The organism is Deltaproteobacteria bacterium (assembly GCA_016219225.1).
GTDB lineage: Bacteria > Desulfobacterota > RBG-13-43-22 > RBG-13-43-22 > RBG-13-43-22 > RBG-13-43-22.
Genome location: JACRBX010000084.1, coordinates 1 through 15,302, shown reverse-complemented (window position 1 = coordinate 15,302; position 15,302 = coordinate 1). Strand labels below are relative to the sequence as shown.

Below are 15,302 nucleotides of genomic sequence, written 5' to 3'. Positions count from 1 at the left end.
CTTATCAGGCCTTGTCCAAGCTGCAATACGAGGCCAAACGGGTCAATAATAACCTTATCCAGTTGCTGACTCTATACAAGATGGATAAAGCTCAATTGACTTTAAACATCGATTATCAGGTGGTAAGTGAAATCATCGAAGAAGCCGTCCTTTACAATAAACCGCTTCTGGATTCCAAGGCTATCCATATCGAGGTCGATTGCTCGGACGGCTTTTCCTGGTTTTTTGATAGAGACCTTATCGGGGGAGTCATCAATAATGTCCTGAATAATGCCTTCCGCTATGCCAAGGAGGTCATAAAGATTACCGCCCGAAAGGACGCAAGGGGATTTTTGAATATTCAAATTGAAGACGACGGGGCAGGATATCCGGAACACATGCTCAACAAGGTCCCGGATACCCCCATGGCCACCGGTTTTTTTACCGGCGGAACCGGCCTTGGCCTTTATTTCGCCCATTCGGTTGCCAAACTCCACAAAAACAAAGACCGGGAAGGGTATATCTTGATCACTAATTCCCAGGATCAGGAAGGGGGATGTTTCAGTATTTATCTCCCTTAATTTTTTAGACAGGATTTTCAGGATTTATTGATCCGGCCTATCCTGTAAATCCTGTCTATTTTTTTGATTTAAAAAATCATCTCCTCAAATTTTCAATGACGGAAGCCACGCCGAGCCCGCCGCCGCAGCAGGAGGAGAATAAGCCATATTTTCCTCCCCGTCTGGCCAATTCCCGCATAGCAAACATGCAGATCCGGGCACCGGAGGCCCCGTTGGGATGACCGAAGGCAATGGCCCCGCCCATGGGGTTCCAGTTGTTCATATCGATCTTGGAACCGGCCTGATTCTCCAACTCCTTGATCACCGCCAGGTTTTGAACCGCGAAGGCCTCATTGCATTCAAATATATCGATATCGGAAAGCTTCAAGCCGGCCCGCTTTAAGGCCTTGGGGATGGCATAAGCCGGGCCGATGCCCATGAGCTTGGGATCCACGCCATACTCCGCGCCGGACAGCCATTTGGCATAGGGTTGATAACCGTATTCCTTGGCTTTTTCGGCGGTCATCAGGAGGACGAAGGCCGCGCCGTCATTGCGCCCGGAAGCGTTACCGGCCGTGACCGTCCCATCTTTTTTAAAGGCCGGAGCCAGTTTGGCCAGGCCTTCCAGGGTGGTCTCCGGCCGGACATGCTCGTCTACTTTAAAGGCATATTCCGGGGTTTTTTTAGTGGCCGGGAAGATAACCGGGATAATTTCTTCATCGAATTTTCCGGATTCCATGGCTGCCTTGGCCCTCATCTGGCTGTTATAGGAAAATTCATCGGAGGCCTCCCGGGGGATGTTATACATGACCTGAAGGTTTTCGGCAGTCAGCCCCATGCCCATATTGTCTTCTTTTAGAGGGGCCAGTTGGGTCATGATCGGCATGGGCGGTACGAGTTTGTAAGGCGGATTGGCCATGGAAAACTTGACCCACATCTGGCTGTAGGATTCCATACCGCCGGCGATGACCACATCGGCCTGATCGGCTAAAATCTTCCAGGCGGCATGATTAATGGCATCGATTGCCGAACCGCACTGCATCTCCACATAAGAGGCCGTGGTTTCATAACCCAGCCCGGAATCCAGAACGGCCCAACGCGCCGGGTTCAGGGCCGTCGAGCAATGGGTGGCGCTGCCTAAAAATACGGAGTCCACAAAAACCCCTTTCTCTTTGATTTTTGCCTTTTCCACCAGACCCCTGACGCCGATTCCGGCCAGCTTGGATGAGAAAATGTCTCTTAAGGTTCCCCCCATGCGGCCGAAGGCCGTACGGGAGCCGTCAACAATAACCACTTCTCTTGGTGCCATAAAATTTTTCTCCTTTAATTTTATTAAAAATAGGGCGTTCCCCTTTATAAAAAGAACGGTCTTAAAAAAGATATATTTTAAGAGAACTATTTTGAAAAATCAAGAAAATTTCGGGCAGAGGTAAGAAATCTTTCTCTTTAATTATGTTATGCGGTCAAAATAAAGAAAATATTAAGCCGGATCATGGTAAAAAATTGAGAAGTAAAAATTTTGATTTGTATTTTTGTAATATTTTGTTATAGTTATAAAGATGATCCGATACCTTTTTTAATCCAGTCAAGGCAAAAATAGATAAAAAAGGCCAGGGACACCAGAACCATCATCCAATGCAATTCACGGCCCTTCCCCCTGACCAGCTTGATAAACACGTAAGATACAAAACCTGCCCCGATACCGTTGGTAATGCTGTAGGTAAAGGGCATCATTACCATGGTCAGCAGCGCCGGAAAACCTTCGTCAAAATCGTCAAATGGAATCTCCCGGACAATACCGCACATCAGAAAACCCACAATGATCAATGCCGGGGCCGTGGCCTGGGCGGGTACGACGGCAACGAGGGGAGAAAAGAATAGGGCCAAAAGGAAAAGGACCCCTGTAACCACCGAGGCTAAACCTGTCCGTCCGCCCTGGGAAACGCCGGCTGCGCTCTCGATATAAGTGGTCGCTGAACTGGCAGAAGCAAACCCCCCAAAGGCGGCGGCCAGTGAATCGATGAACAGGATCTTGTTAATCCGCGGTAAGGCCCCCTTTTCGTCAAGCCAACCGGCCTTCCCTCCGATTCCGATGACCGTGCCCATGGTGTCGAAAAAGTCGGCCAGCATGACGGAAAAGACCGTAAGCAAGGCAGACAGGATTCCAAGTCGGGAAAAGGCTTCGAAGTTGAAGCCCCGGCCGAAGGTTGAGAAGTCCGGAAAAGCAAGAATCCGACGGGGCATTACCGCCACTCCGGGGGTAGAGAAGGCGGTGTACCCACTCACGGCATTGAGGAAGATGGCGACGATTGTGGTAATAATGATGCCGATCAGCAGGGCGCCCCGCACCCCACGAGCCATGAGGGTAAGGGTGAGAAAGAACCCTATTATGGCGACCAGGGCCTGGATACTGCCGAATTCTCCTATCGTGACGGGGATTCCCACCCCGGCCTTTACAAAACCGCCGTTTACGAGGCCGATGAAGAGGATAAATAAACCGATGCCGACACTGATGGCCCGTTTGAAAGTCAGCGGGATGGCTTGCATAACCGCTTCCCGGAAACCCGTTATCACGAGGACGGAGATGATTAAACCCTCAACAAAGATGATACCCATGGCCGACGGCCAGGGCAATTTGAGCCCCACGATCAGTTGAAAGGCCACAACCGCATTAAGCCCCATTCCTGAGGCAATGGCAAGAGGATAATTGGTGACGAAACCCATAAGGATCGTCATTATCCCGGCCACCAGGCAGGTTACGGCCATGGTCGGCACAAAAGGGGGGCCCAGCCCTTGAAAATCTTTGATCCCGGCGAAGGAAAGAATTGCAGGATTGACGAATATGATGTAAGCCATCACGATGAATGTCGTGCCCCCGGCCAAAACCTCTCTCCCCACCGAACTGCCGCTTTTCTTGAGCCCAAAAAACGAATCAAGCATTGTGTCCCCCTCTTTTTGAATAATGAGACCCGTTATTCATTCACTGGAACTCCTTTGGTAAAAGGGTCTACCAAAAAGCCTGATTATTTTACAAAAAATTACCTACCATGCAATTGAAATAAAGTCAAAAAATTACAAATAGCTTTGGTTAAAATTATTCACGGGTATCGGGAATCGTGGCAATTGAAAACGGAGATCCTTGGAAACCCAGACTTCCTGCAAGGGAGGGCAAAAAAGGAGATTGCCACTATGGTCACTTTGGGGTGGTCAGTGCGTGGTGTAACTGTGTAACTGCTTGATATATGGTGGGCCGTGCTGGGCTCGAACCAGCGACCTACTGATTAAGAGTCTCTCAAGGCAACCTATTCTTTTTCCTCTCAAATCCTACCTATTACGATTTATTGGAAAAATTAAAATGATACCAAGAGGCCAAGGGGTTCTATCCGGCCTTAAACTGATGTGATAGGTTCACAATTACTTCACATCAAAATGGGCCGGGGGGGGTCAAAAATGGGAATCGCTGTTAGATTCCTTTGGGGTTTAGGGGGTGGATATTATTTCCTCTCATCCCATAACGACCGGGCGGAAATGAAAACGGGACTCCCTTTCAAGATCGATTTTAAGGCTTCTATAAGGCAAATAGAGACGTGATAAACGGCAGTAGGATACATCATCATCTTTATGACGAAAGAGGTAAGCAAATGACTGAAGAAATCAATACCAGTAAGCCCAAGAGAAAGAAATTGAGCCCTGATGAGAAGGCCAACAAAAAACGGGGGTATCGCTTGAATGAAATCGAGAAGGCCGGCATCGTGGCCTTGCTTGAAAGCGGAAAGGGCATTCGGCAAATTGCACGGGAAACCGGGCGGCCTATTTCAACTATCTCCCGGATAGCAAACAGGAAGGTAAGTGTTCCAGTTCAACCGGAACATGTGGAACAGATTAAAAGAAGCTTATCCGGGAAGTTGTATAAACGGGCCGATGAATCTGTTGACCTGATGGGTGATGGGCGGCTGAATGAAATGTCCGCCTTTCAATTAGCCGGGATCACCAAACACACCGTTGAGACGGCCAGATTGCTTGACAACGAGTCTACCGTTAATCTCGCCGCTCAAATCTCCGAGATTCGCACCCTAAGCCGAGCAGATCTCCAAAGTTTGATAGATGTGATCATAGCAGAGCGAGAGAAACAAATTTATCAGGATGCCCCTTCAGATGGGTCCTAAAAAAAGTGGGAAGCCGTAAACCTGGGGATCTGAAACCTCAAAATATATTAGTTGACTTTATTGATTGAATTTGTTTTTCTTTTTCAAGAAAAGACAGATTCGCTTTTAGTTGGCAACCCTAACCGGAGAGGTAGTCAATGGAAGAATAATAGACACCATTTCTCAAAAGTGAGGTGGGGTATTTTTGTTATTATTTTCAGAATTGAAATAGAGATGGTTCTCTCATCGTACGGTTTCTTCCATTAAAAACCAATTCTTATCAGGGAATAACTCGTGGCCCATACAACAGTAGGTTTTCAGGGAGGGTAAAAGTGGGTAGCTATTGGTTTCAAATTGGATGGATGTTGGCCTGCTTCGTTGCCGTAGTCGTCCTACTGAATGTTCTTTTAATGTTAGGAGGCGCAGGGGACAAGACCCGATACGGAGGTTGAGGTACCAAGAGGTTTCTGGTATTGGATTGGAATCTGGTTTGCCGTCTCCACTGTGCTTAGCACGATAATAGTTTTAAAGTGGTTGCTTGGCTGAAATGATAGCACACACGGAAGGAAGATAAAAATGCTTTATATTATCGCTCTTCTCCTGCTTATTATCGCTCTTCTCCTGGTTATTCTTGTTCTTTCAAATGAAACTGCGCGAGATTTGTTAGGTGATTTGATCGTCTGGCTTATTAGATTGGCTATTGGGGGGGCTGTCCTTTTCGCCATTATTTTATTTGGAGTATGGATATTCACATCAAATCCCTTAATAGGTGAATACATTTTTAAAAACATTAGTATTGAAAACGTTATTCTTGTCTTGATCTGCGTGGTTCTTATTGGTGTAGTTGTTTTTGACCAATACAAGATGAGAAAAAGATAATATTTTTGTGTGGTCGCAATACGAGTTTGAAACTATTTTTTAAATGAAAAAAATCTGCTTGAGTAATTTATTAATTTCTTTTAGGTACACCCCCGGCTCAGCCGGAAGAAGGACAATATTTCCTAACAAATTTAGAAACAATTGAACCGATAAAATAAGAGTATCACGTCTGGTGTAATTTTCATTCTTGGGGGATAGGCCCCGACTGATCATCGGGACCGAAAAGGCCGAACTCCTACCGGCTTTCCCCCCAAACCTTTTAAGTAGGAGATGCCATTGCAGGAGGTGGCTTTGGATTGTCCAAAATTTAGGTTCCATAATATCTCACCTATATTCTGTCTGGGTAATGACTGTGCGAATGGAATTGAAAATTGTAAAAGAGAAATTCACATAAAAGCACCTCGTTCATTTGCCCCAGGGGGTGCTGATGCCCCCGTAGGACCTGAAAGTAAAAATATTGAATTCAAAAAACTTAAATCTTTAAATGCACACTTCCCGAAATCAGATAATAGAGAAAACCGGTTACAGCTTGCCTGTGTCGCTGAAGAGCACTTAGGGTTGCTTCGAGTATATGCAGATATTGTTAGAAGGTGTCATAAAAAAAGTCCCCTTAACGATCAGGAGGTTGAAGTTGCCAAAACCATCCAACGGGACATTCATAATTATTATTCTAAATTTCAAAAGAATTATTTGGGTGCCTGTAGAAAAGGGGATTCCAGATTTTATATAGTAGCGGTTAATGCACTTAGACCATATTGTTTTAAAGAACATTGGTTTAATAAGGGGGTTAGACTACTTGAGAAACACATGAAAGAGGTCCATACGCCTTCTTTTAAAGGGGAAATAGATTTTTCAGGTGCCTGTCAAGAGGCTGCCAAAATAGAAAACAAACTGAAAAAGAAAAAAACAACTGAAATAAAAGAAGATCAAATTAAACGTTATTACCGGGGTTACCCACCTAAAGCGGAGACTTTAATTTTGCATAGGGTTTTTATTCTTGTTAATACTATACTTCATGAAAATTATTTGGATGATTTTTCTCCCCTTGATGATAAAATCTATCAAGAACTTATACAACTTTGCCACGAAGAACTTCAGCTAAATCCATCCCAACCCCTCTTTAAATAAATAGAAATATTAATTCCCCCGTAACTATTTAAATTTACTGACCAGTTTATTGTAGTTCGTGTCTTTGACTCTTAGGAAAAAGAATATTATTTTCAAAATAACATATTCTAATTCTTTGAGAGGTGAAGAATGAACATTCCTTTGAAAACCAAAATAATTAAATCACAACGTCCTCAAATCGCTATTGCACGTGATGCGGAGATACCAGAGCCCTACTTGTCTAAAATTGTTCGGGGGTGGATTGAACCCAAGCCCGAAATTAAGAAAAAAATTGCCAAGGCCCTGAAATGCCGTGTTGAGGAAATTTTCTCGACCACAGACCAGGGGGCTTAGGGAAGAGTCATGGGAGAACCAGATTTTGAAAAAATTCCGGAAGACTTGAAAGCCCTTAAAAATTGGGTTTGCTGGAAATACGGAAAAATAATAGATGGCAAGCCCACCAAGATCCCAGTAAATGCCCGTAACGGAGAAATTGCGAAAACTAACGTTTCTTCAACCTGGGCCAATGGTCTTACAGCCTATGCACGCTATCTTCACCATAACAAGGGAGATGGTATTCAGGGAATAGGTTTTGTTGTGTCGGAGGCTGATCCATTTGTCGGCATTGACTTAGACCACTGCATAAACCCTGAAACAAAAGAAATTAATTCGTGGGGGCAGGATATAATCAATCGACTAAATTCATATTCGGAAATTTCTCCATCTGGAACTGGCGTCCGAATTTTTGTTAAGGGGAAAATACCGGGACCTGGGAATAAAAAAAATGGTTTTGAAATCTATGAGAAGGGCCGTTTTCTTACCTGTACCGGCCACCACATTGATGGGACCCCATTGACAATCGAACACCGGCAAGTTGAAATAGACGAAATTCACCGGGAGATTTTTGGTCAAAAAGAAAAGCTCGAACCCACCCCCGTACTAATCCGTTTAAGTTTATCCCTAAGTGATGAAGAAATACTATCGAAAGGCAGGCAAGCCCGAAACGGGTCCAAATTCAAAGAGTTATACGCAGGGAATATTTCCGGGTATCCAAGCCAAAGCGAGGCCGACCTTGCCTTTGTAAACCTGGTTGCGTTCTATTCTCAGGACCACAACACCCTGGACAGGCTTTTCCGTTCGAGTGGTTTGATGAGGGATAAATGGGACCGGTCTGCTGGGCAAGGAAAAACTTACGGACAGGTGACCGTCGAAAAGGCGCTATCTGGTGTGAGGGAAACCTATCAGGGGCCGGAGATTAAGGTTGAATATGATGAACCCCCTAAGCCCGAGCCGGAGCCTTTACCAACACCCAGCAGGGGGCTTGAATTCCCTTCAGAGATCATGGGTGGAGTGGCGGGGTCGTTTGCCAGGATTTATTCATCATTTTTGGAAGTGCCCGAGCATTTCTTTTTCATGTCCTTTTTAACTTGCCTGGGGACCATCCTATCAGAACGGATAAGACTAAACACGGAACTTGATACACAACCCCGCTTTTATACCCTCCTTTTAGGGGAAAGTGCTGATGACAGGAAGTCAACAGCGATAACCAAGGCAGTTTCATTTTTTAAAGATGTCTTGCCGGACTTTCCTGTTTGTTTTGGTGTAGGTAGTGCCGAGGGGCTTCAAAAGCGTATGGGCGAGGGAGATAATCCAAGCGGGGCCAAAAAGCTTCTTCTCTGCTTTGACGAATTCAAATCCTTTGTTTCCAAGTGCAAAATCGAAAGCAGCGTCCTTTTACCTTGCATCAACACACTTTTTGAATCCAACCGGTATGAGAGCCAAACCAAGAAAACTGACATTAGACTTGAAAACGCTCATCTTTCTATTTTAGCGGCCAGTACCATTCAAACCTATGAGCAGACCTGGGACTCCTCATTCACCGATATAGGTTTTAATAACCGGCTGTTCCTTGTCCCTGGTAGCGGGCAAAAGAAATTTTCTATCCCGGAGAGAATACCGGAGGGCGAAAAATCAAGGATGAAAAATGGGCTGAATGACGTTCTAAGGCAAGTTGAAGATGGGCCTGAATTGTGTCTTACTCAAGAGGCAAAGGCTCTCTATCACACTTGGTATATGGACCTTGATCGTTCAATCCATTCAAAGCGCCTTGATACCTATGCCGTGCGTTTCATGTCTATTTTTGCTGTAAATGAGGGAAAAAAGGCAATCGATGAAGGCGTGATTCAAAATGTTATTGCCTTAATGGATTGGCAATTGAAGGTAAGGCGGTTATATGATCCGATTGACGCAGATAATGTGATGGCTAAGCTGGAAGAAAAAATTAGACGAACCCTTTCCACCGGACCAAGAAATGACCGTAAGTTAAAACAAGCGGTCCATGCGCATCGGGCTGGGTTAGGGTTTTATGATATGGCGAAAAAAAACCTGGAACGAGCGAAAGAGATATTTTTTGATATAAAAAATAAGGAATGGAATATGGCCAACACGAAAGTGTAGCCATTTTTGTAGCCACCCAAGTGGCAACACGATAACATATTTGAATTACACACAAAAATAGGCAAAAATGAATAAGTTAAGGGTGTGGGAGGGTATTTATTTTAAATATTCTCCTCCTATATATAAAAAAAATGATTTTTTGCAATTTTATTAAATTATTTCATGGCGTTACGTGTAGCCATTCGAGTGGCTACATTTTTGGCTACACTTTTTAGACGAAGCGAGAAAATTCAAAATGGAAAAACTTCAAATTAAGATATCCAACCATGTCAAAATTGTGGGGGCCTTGCCTTCCAGAGCGGAAGGGGATCTCCGGGACCGGTTGACCTTCCCTAACCCAAAATGGATTGAAAACGATAAGTATGGATATTGGCAGGGAGAGACACCGGAAACCCTGTCTTTCTTTCAATGTGGAGGCGCCGGTTACCTTATCCCCCGGGGTTTTACCAATCAGTTATTCCAAATTCTGGACTATTACCGGCTACCCTACCAGGTAATCGACCGGACCCGGATTCTTCCAGAGGTTGAATTCAATTTCAAAGGGACCATTCGTCCATATCAAGATGAGGCGATAGAAGCGATAGTAGGCCGGAGATTTGGAGTCCTGGAAGCGCCACCGGGGGCCGGTAAAACCATCATAGGGCTTGCCACCATAGCCAGGAGGAAACAACCTGTCTTGATTCTAACCCATACCAAAGAACTTCTTTACCAATGGCAGGCCAGGGCCGTTCAATTCCTGGGAATGGATAAAGAGGAAATCGGCTTAATTGGGGACGGTAAAAAGAACATCGGCCAAAAGCTAACCGTGGGGATCGTCAACAGTGTGTTGAAGCTGACCGATGAACTTAGGGCAAGGATAAGTTATTTAATCATAGACGAATGTCACAGGACCCCCAGCAGGACCTTTACCGAGGCCGTGACCGGCTTTGATTGCCGATACATGTTAGGCCTTTCAGCTACACCCTACCGGCGGGACGGATTGACTAAATTGATTTTTCTTCATATCGGGGACCGGGTTCACAAAATTGAAACCAGGGACTTGCAGAAAGAAAAGGCCATAATGACGGCCAGGTTGGTTACCAGGGAAACCGGGTTTAAATATGACTATCGGGGGCCGGAGGACTATCAACCTATGATTACCACCTTGGCTGAAGATGAAAGCAGAAACCGTCTTATTTCCAGGGACGTTCTCAATGCTTCGAAAAATGGCAACGGAGTTTCCCTGGTTATCAGTGACCGGAAGGAACATTGTCGGACCTTAGCGAAAATGGTTTCTCCTTACAGGCTGACCAGAGAACTTTACGGAGATATGAATTCAAAGGAGAGAAAAAGAATTGTGGGAGAATTGAATCAAGGCAAAGTCAAAATCCTTGTGGCCACTTCCCAGCTTATCGGCGAAGGGTTTGACCTCCCATCTTTATCAAGTCTTTTTCTTGGAACACCAATTAAATTTGAAGGCCGGGTTAAACAATATGTTGGCCGGATCTTGCGAACGGACAAAGGAAAAGAGGCGCCGGTCATTTATGATTACCTGGATAGGCCGGGTGTCCTTCAAGCCGCTTATAAGGCCAGGTTAAGGGCCTATAAGGACGTGGGGATAAGGAACCAGGGGTTGGAGTGGTTATGGAATTAAAAATTGACATGAACCATCAAGAATTGGCTTCGGCTATTGCCGGGGAAGTTTTAAAGATTCTGAAACCTCTTTTTGAGAAGGGAACCGGGGAGGACAAAATCTTTTCCGTGAAAGAGGTTGCTGAATACCTTGGAGTGAGTGAAGACCTGGTTCATAAAAAGATTAAGTTTTTCGAGATTCCCTTTTTCAAGATCGGAGATTTAAACCGATTCAAAAAGTCTCAGGTTGATAAATGGATTGAAACACAGACCCGGAAACCAGTTCCATCCTTGAAAGTTGTTAAATAAATAGGGTGGCCTACTGATTGAAAGTCAGTAAACACGTAAAAATGTAGTCGTAAAAACAAATGGTTTAAGGATGGTGTGAAGTGAATTGTGAACCAAATGTGAAGTGAGAAAAGACTTGACAATAGCTAACATAGTTAGTAAAGTATAAATCATGGGATGGAGCAAAGAAGATATTCGGGGATTCCGGGGGGAATTTGAACTTACCCAACAAGAGCTTGGGGACCTCCTGGGGGTTACCCAAAATTATATCTTCATGATGGAGGCCGGCCTGAGAAAGCCGGGAAAGCCTCTAATGCTTCTCCTGGATTGTGTCAAAGAGAAGTTAATCCAAAAAAGGAAGGAGGTGAAAAAACATGGCCAAAGGAAAAAGGGAGAAGGCCAGGATTAAAGGTATCTTCAAGCGGGGAAACGTTTACTGGATCTGTTATAAAAATCTTGCAGGAAGGATTATCAGGGAATCAAGCAAGTCTGAAAAATATGCCGAAGCCGTAGATAAGCTTTCCGATAGAAGGCAGGAAATTAAAAAAGGAGAGGAACCGGAAGTAAAAAAGATCCCGAACCATACCTTTAATGAACTGGCTGAAGAATACCTTGCTTGGGCCGAAAGACAGAGGTCCTATGAACGGAAGAAAGGTTTTATAGGCCAACTGAAGGAAGAGTTTGGCCATCTTCCTCTTAGGCGGTTCAATACCCTGCTCATTGAACAATTCCAGACCGGACGGCTGAATAATGGAAAACGGTTTAACAGGGGAAACAAGCCGGCCACGGTAAACCGTCTATTGGCTACACTGAAACATATGTTCACCAAGGCGGTTGACTGGAACATGGTGGAGGAGGGGATCTTGAAACGAATTCGGAAGGTCAAATTACTTCCGGAAAACAACCGGCGGTTAAGGTATCTTTCCAAAGAGGAGATTCAAAATCTCCTGGGGGAATGCGATGGGCATTTAAAGCCTATCGTTGTTATGGCTCTCAATACCGGCTGTCGGAAATCGGAGATCCTTAATTTGAGGTGGGATCAGGTGGACCTTAAGCAGGGGTTCATTTTATTGGATGATACCAAGAACGGGGAACGGAGAGAGATCCCTATTAATGGAACGCTTAGGGAAATCTTGGAATCCCATTTTGTCGGAACCAAAGAGAGACCGAGGCGGTTAGACATTCCCTGGGTATTCTATGACGCTAAAACAGGGAAACCCTATAAGGATGTCAAACGGTCTTTTACAACGGCTTGCAGGAAGGCCGGGATCAAAGACTTTGTCCCCCATGACCTTCGACACGTTTTTGCTTCTCAATTGGTAATGGCCGGGGTAGACCTGACCACGGTCAAGGAGCTTCTGGGCCATAAAACCCTGACCATGACTTTGCGGTATGCCCATTTAGCACCGAGTCATAAGGTCAAGGCGGTTGATCTATTGGACCAGACCATTAACCATAAAATTGATGAAATTCAGGAAGAAAAAAATTCCACTTCACATTTACTTCACAATTTAGCTTAAGAGGCAGGGCAATGAGAGGAAATAAGAAGGGTAACTCCTTGATTTTATATGGTGGGCCGTGCTGGGATCGAACCAGCGACCTACTGATTAAGAGTCAGTTGCTCTACCTGTTGAGCTAACGGCCCATCGTTAAAAATAGATCAAATACCATAATTTTTGGAAATGGACAAGAAAAAAGTTGTAATGAATAGCAAAAATTTCATGGAACAAAGGGAGATGTTTTGGTAATATAAAAAAACAGTTAATTCCTTTTGCCTGGAGCAGCCACTTGACTGTCACTTCTGTCACCACCCTAAAGTCCGGCCCTTCCCAGTTGAAGCTTTTCTTAGCCCTTTCCAGGACCCCTCATGGGATACTGGATATGGCCACTCCCGGTTTGGCCGCCTTGCTCTGGTATGGGGCCATCCCCCCTTTAAGCATCATCCTCCTGGGCTTTATCACGGCCTTTGCCGGATATACCGCCGTTTATGCCTTAAATGACCTGGTGGATTATCGGGTTGATAAAAAGAGATTCGACGCCGGATTGATTCCCGAAGCAACCGATGATCTCGACTCCATTTTTATTCGTCATCCTATGGCCCACGGTCTTTTGTCCTTCAAACAGGCCCTCTTCTGGGCCATAGCCTGGGCGCTTCTGGCCATGGCCGGGGCTTTTATCCTGAACCCTTTCTGCGTGGTTATTTTTCTGGGGGCCGCTCTTCTGGAGACGGTTTACTGCCTCCTGTGGCAGAGCAGTACCCTGAAAATTTTGGTCAGCGGGGTGGTAAAGACTTCCGGCGGACTGGCCGCCGTCTTTGCCGTGGACCCAAACCCTTCCATCCTCTTTGTCATCCTCCTGTTTCTCTGGCTTTTTTTCTGGGAGATCGGCGGACAAAACCTGCCCAATGATTGGGCCGACCTCGAAGAAGACCGGCAGTTGCAGGCGACCACCATACCGGTTTGCTTTGGGCCGGATTGGGCCAATTCGATTATCTTTTCCGCCCTTATCCTGGCAGTTGTTTTGAACGGGATTCTTCTGAATTTTTCCAGGGCTGGAGCGGATTTTTTTTCGGTCATCGCTTCTTTCGGTGCCGGGTTTTATCTTCTGCTCCTTCCGGCTTACCGGCTTTTGAAGACGAAGCGACGTCAGGAAGCCCTGGCCTTGTTCAACCGGGCCAGTTATTATCCGTTCACCTTGTTACTGGTGGTTCTGATCACCATTCTGATTTGAGAGGATGTTGTTGCAGGTTGTAAGATGCAAGTTTAAAGTTTTAACAGGTTGCTATAATCATCGATGTATTCATTTTTCATGATGCCCCAACAGGACACGAGGGTTTGGTTGGCGAACTGGTAAGAGATAAGTTCATAGAAAGAATCTGGCCGATGAAAGAGATTGATCCCAAGGATCTCACGCAATTCAACGGAGAAAACGGAAATCCGGTTTATATTGTACATCAGGACAGGGTTTTCGATGTAAGTGGGAGTAAATTGTGGAAGGGGGGCCTCCACATGAAACGCCACCACGCCGGGACGGATCTGACAACCGATATCCAGGCAGCACCCCAGGGCCAGGAGGTCCTTGAGCGGTACCCGCAGGTGGCGGTTTTAAAGAAAAAAGATCTTCCCGAGAGAGAATTACCAGAGATTTTATCCTGGCTCCTGAAGCGGTTTCCCATGCTCAGACGCCATCCTCATCCCATGACGATCCATTTCCCCATCGTCTTTATGTTCGCCACGACGATCTTTACACTCCTTTATCTCATTACCGGGATAGGAAGTTTTGAAACGACGGCCCTGCACTGTCTGGGAGGGGGCTTCCTCTTCACGCCCGTAGCCATAACTACCGGCTATTACACCTGGTGGTTGAATTACCGGGCCAGGCCGCTCAGGCCGGTCAACATCAAAAAACGCCTGGCGGTCATCCTGCTTGGCATCGAGATCGTGGCTTTGGTCTGGCGGATTGCCGTCCCGGATATCCTTGAGTCCTTCCACCTCGTGAGTGGAATCTACCTGCTCCTCATCCTTTCCCTGCTCCCCCTGGTTACCATCATAGGCTGGTTCGGCGCCAGGATGACCTTTCCCATCGAGCGGGAATGAAGCGTGTTGGCGATGTGTAACGGCTTTTCCTATGTCCCTCAAAACCAGAAGAACTTATTTGGATCGGAATAAAAAATGAGTAAATTACCGAAGGAATTCCCTTTTCCCAGCTCATGGCCATGTGGCTTCATGAACGGATCGAGCAGGAAAAGGCAGGGGGTTGATCCAAACAGAAATTAACCCGCAGAAAAATCTACCCCTTTACCGCCACCCCCAGGATGCCCAGCCATTTGGATTCGAGGGTCTCTTTTAGGTTAAGTTTGACATCGCCCATGGCCTGCTTGAGGTCCGGTCCGGAGAACCTGTCTTCCGTGGGATGGACAAGGAGATGGCGGGTGATGAAGTTTTGATATAGGGCCGGGTAAAATTCTTCAATAAAAAAGAGGCCCCCTGATTTCAACACCCGGGCAATTTCAGCCAGGGAAGCCCGCCAATCCACCACATGGTGGAGGGCGCCGAAATCAAAGACCACATCCATGGACCCTGTTTTTACCGGGAGATAGCAGGCATCTCCGGCGGAAAGAGAAATCCCTTTCTTTTTTCGGGAGGCGAGATAGTCTTTCCCGCATTTGAGCATCCGGATATCCAGGTCCATGGCGTAAACCCATGACGGTCCATACTCTTCCATGATGAGTCCGGCCCCGGCACCCCGGCCGCAGCCTATTTCCAGGGCGACTAAT

General features: G+C 45.9%; 15 protein-coding genes and 1 tRNA gene. 12 read left to right on the top strand and 4 right to left on the bottom strand.

Annotated elements, in window-relative coordinates; translation table 11 throughout:
• Positions 1–560, top strand: a 560-nt coding sequence (locus HY879_07230) for a sensor histidine kinase (protein MBI5603131.1), incomplete at its 5' end; no start/stop codon positions are given.
• A gap of 76 nt (positions 561–636) precedes the next feature.
• Here HY879_07230 and HY879_07225 read toward each other — a convergent pair.
• Both HY879_07225 and HY879_07220 read right to left on the bottom strand, forming a co-directional pair.
• Entirely contained in the window at positions 637–1,848 is a 1,212-nt protein-coding gene (locus HY879_07225) for a thiolase family protein (protein ID MBI5603130.1), read from the bottom strand.
• Positions 1,849–2,090: 242 nt separating this feature from the next.
• Positions 2,091–3,479, bottom strand: coding sequence for an NCS2 family permease (locus HY879_07220; GenBank protein ID MBI5603129.1), 1,389 nt, complete (start codon positions 3,477–3,479; stop codon positions 2,091–2,093).
• 701 nt (positions 3,480–4,180) lie between these two features.
• Between HY879_07220 and HY879_07215 the strand changes: the two genes are divergently transcribed.
• From HY879_07215 to HY879_07175, 9 genes are all read left to right on the top strand, one after another.
• The gene (locus HY879_07215) at positions 4,181–4,705 is read left to right on the top strand and encodes a helix-turn-helix domain-containing protein (GenBank protein MBI5603128.1); all 525 of its coding nucleotides are present in this window, start codon (positions 4,181–4,183) and stop codon (positions 4,703–4,705) included.
• 555 nt (positions 4,706–5,260) lie between these two features.
• The gene (locus HY879_07210) at positions 5,261–5,563 is read left to right on the top strand and encodes a hypothetical protein (GenBank protein MBI5603127.1); all 303 of its coding nucleotides are present in this window, start codon (positions 5,261–5,263) and stop codon (positions 5,561–5,563) included.
• A 276-nt stretch (positions 5,564–5,839) separates the two neighbouring features.
• Entirely contained in the window at positions 5,840–6,691 is an 852-nt protein-coding gene (locus HY879_07205) for a hypothetical protein (protein MBI5603126.1), read from the top strand.
• A 129-nt stretch (positions 6,692–6,820) separates the two neighbouring features.
• Positions 6,821–7,024: a helix-turn-helix domain-containing protein gene (locus tag HY879_07200; GenBank protein MBI5603125.1), complete on the top strand. Its 204-nt coding sequence runs from the start codon at positions 6,821–6,823 to the stop codon at positions 7,022–7,024.
• Between the two features lie 9 nt (positions 7,025–7,033).
• Positions 7,034–9,127, top strand: a complete 2,094-nt coding sequence (locus HY879_07195) for a hypothetical protein (GenBank protein MBI5603124.1) — start codon at positions 7,034–7,036, stop codon at positions 9,125–9,127.
• 235 nt (positions 9,128–9,362) lie between these two features.
• Positions 9,363–10,760 (top strand): DEAD/DEAH box helicase, encoded by a 1,398-nt coding sequence (locus HY879_07190; protein ID MBI5603123.1) that lies wholly within the window; start codon positions 9,363–9,365, stop codon positions 10,758–10,760.
• An 8-nt stretch (positions 10,761–10,768) separates the two neighbouring features.
• Entirely contained in the window at positions 10,769–11,047 is a 279-nt protein-coding gene (locus tag HY879_07185) for an excisionase family DNA-binding protein (protein ID MBI5603122.1), read from the top strand.
• Between the two features lie 151 nt (positions 11,048–11,198).
• Positions 11,199–11,435, top strand: coding sequence for a helix-turn-helix transcriptional regulator (locus tag HY879_07180; GenBank protein MBI5603121.1), 237 nt, complete (start codon positions 11,199–11,201; stop codon positions 11,433–11,435).
• Positions 11,401–12,546 (top strand): site-specific integrase, encoded by a 1,146-nt coding sequence (locus HY879_07175; GenBank protein MBI5603120.1) that lies wholly within the window; start codon positions 11,401–11,403, stop codon positions 12,544–12,546. Before HY879_07180 ends, HY879_07175 begins: the two co-directional genes overlap by 35 nt.
• A gap of 49 nt (positions 12,547–12,595) precedes the next feature.
• Here the strand turns inward: HY879_07175 and HY879_07170 are convergent.
• Positions 12,596–12,671: transfer RNA gene (locus tag HY879_07170), tRNA-Lys, on the bottom strand.
• A gap of 236 nt (positions 12,672–12,907) precedes the next feature.
• Here HY879_07170 and HY879_07165 point away from each other — a divergent pair.
• Together HY879_07165 and HY879_07160 are read left to right on the top strand one after the other, a co-directional pair.
• Positions 12,908–13,756 (top strand): UbiA family prenyltransferase, encoded by an 849-nt coding sequence (locus tag HY879_07165; protein ID MBI5603119.1) that lies wholly within the window; start codon positions 12,908–12,910, stop codon positions 13,754–13,756.
• A gap of 152 nt (positions 13,757–13,908) precedes the next feature.
• Positions 13,909–14,622, top strand: a complete 714-nt coding sequence (locus HY879_07160) for a cytochrome b5 (GenBank protein MBI5603118.1) — start codon at positions 13,909–13,911, stop codon at positions 14,620–14,622.
• 193 nt (positions 14,623–14,815) lie between these two features.
• On the opposite strand, the gene HY879_07155 is transcribed toward HY879_07160, so the two are convergent.
• On the bottom strand, positions 14,816–15,302 hold a 487-nt coding region (locus tag HY879_07155), incomplete at its 5' end, for a class I SAM-dependent methyltransferase (protein MBI5603117.1).

Coding starts and splice junctions, on each gene's coding strand:
- HY879_07180 (MBI5603121.1), top strand. CDS start 11,199: ATGGGATGGAGCAAAGAAGATATTCGGGGATTCCGGGGGGAATTTGAA.
- HY879_07190 (MBI5603123.1), top strand. CDS start 9,363: ATGGAAAAACTTCAAATTAAGATATCCAACCATGTCAAAATTGTGGGG.
- HY879_07215 (MBI5603128.1), top strand. CDS start 4,181: ATGACTGAAGAAATCAATACCAGTAAGCCCAAGAGAAAGAAATTGAGC.
- HY879_07175 (MBI5603120.1), top strand. CDS start 11,401: ATGGCCAAAGGAAAAAGGGAGAAGGCCAGGATTAAAGGTATCTTCAAG.
- HY879_07165 (MBI5603119.1), top strand. CDS start 12,908: ATGGCCACTCCCGGTTTGGCCGCCTTGCTCTGGTATGGGGCCATCCCC.
- HY879_07225 (MBI5603130.1), bottom strand. CDS start 1,848: ATGGCACCAAGAGAAGTGGTTATTGTTGACGGCTCCCGTACGGCCTTC.
- HY879_07160 (MBI5603118.1), top strand. CDS start 13,909: ATGAAAGAGATTGATCCCAAGGATCTCACGCAATTCAACGGAGAAAAC.
- HY879_07195 (MBI5603124.1), top strand. CDS start 7,034: ATGGGAGAACCAGATTTTGAAAAAATTCCGGAAGACTTGAAAGCCCTT.
- HY879_07210 (MBI5603127.1), top strand. CDS start 5,261: ATGCTTTATATTATCGCTCTTCTCCTGCTTATTATCGCTCTTCTCCTG.
- HY879_07185 (MBI5603122.1), top strand. CDS start 10,769: ATGAACCATCAAGAATTGGCTTCGGCTATTGCCGGGGAAGTTTTAAAG.
- HY879_07220 (MBI5603129.1), bottom strand. CDS start 3,479: ATGCTTGATTCGTTTTTTGGGCTCAAGAAAAGCGGCAGTTCGGTGGGG.
- HY879_07200 (MBI5603125.1), top strand. CDS start 6,821: ATGAACATTCCTTTGAAAACCAAAATAATTAAATCACAACGTCCTCAA.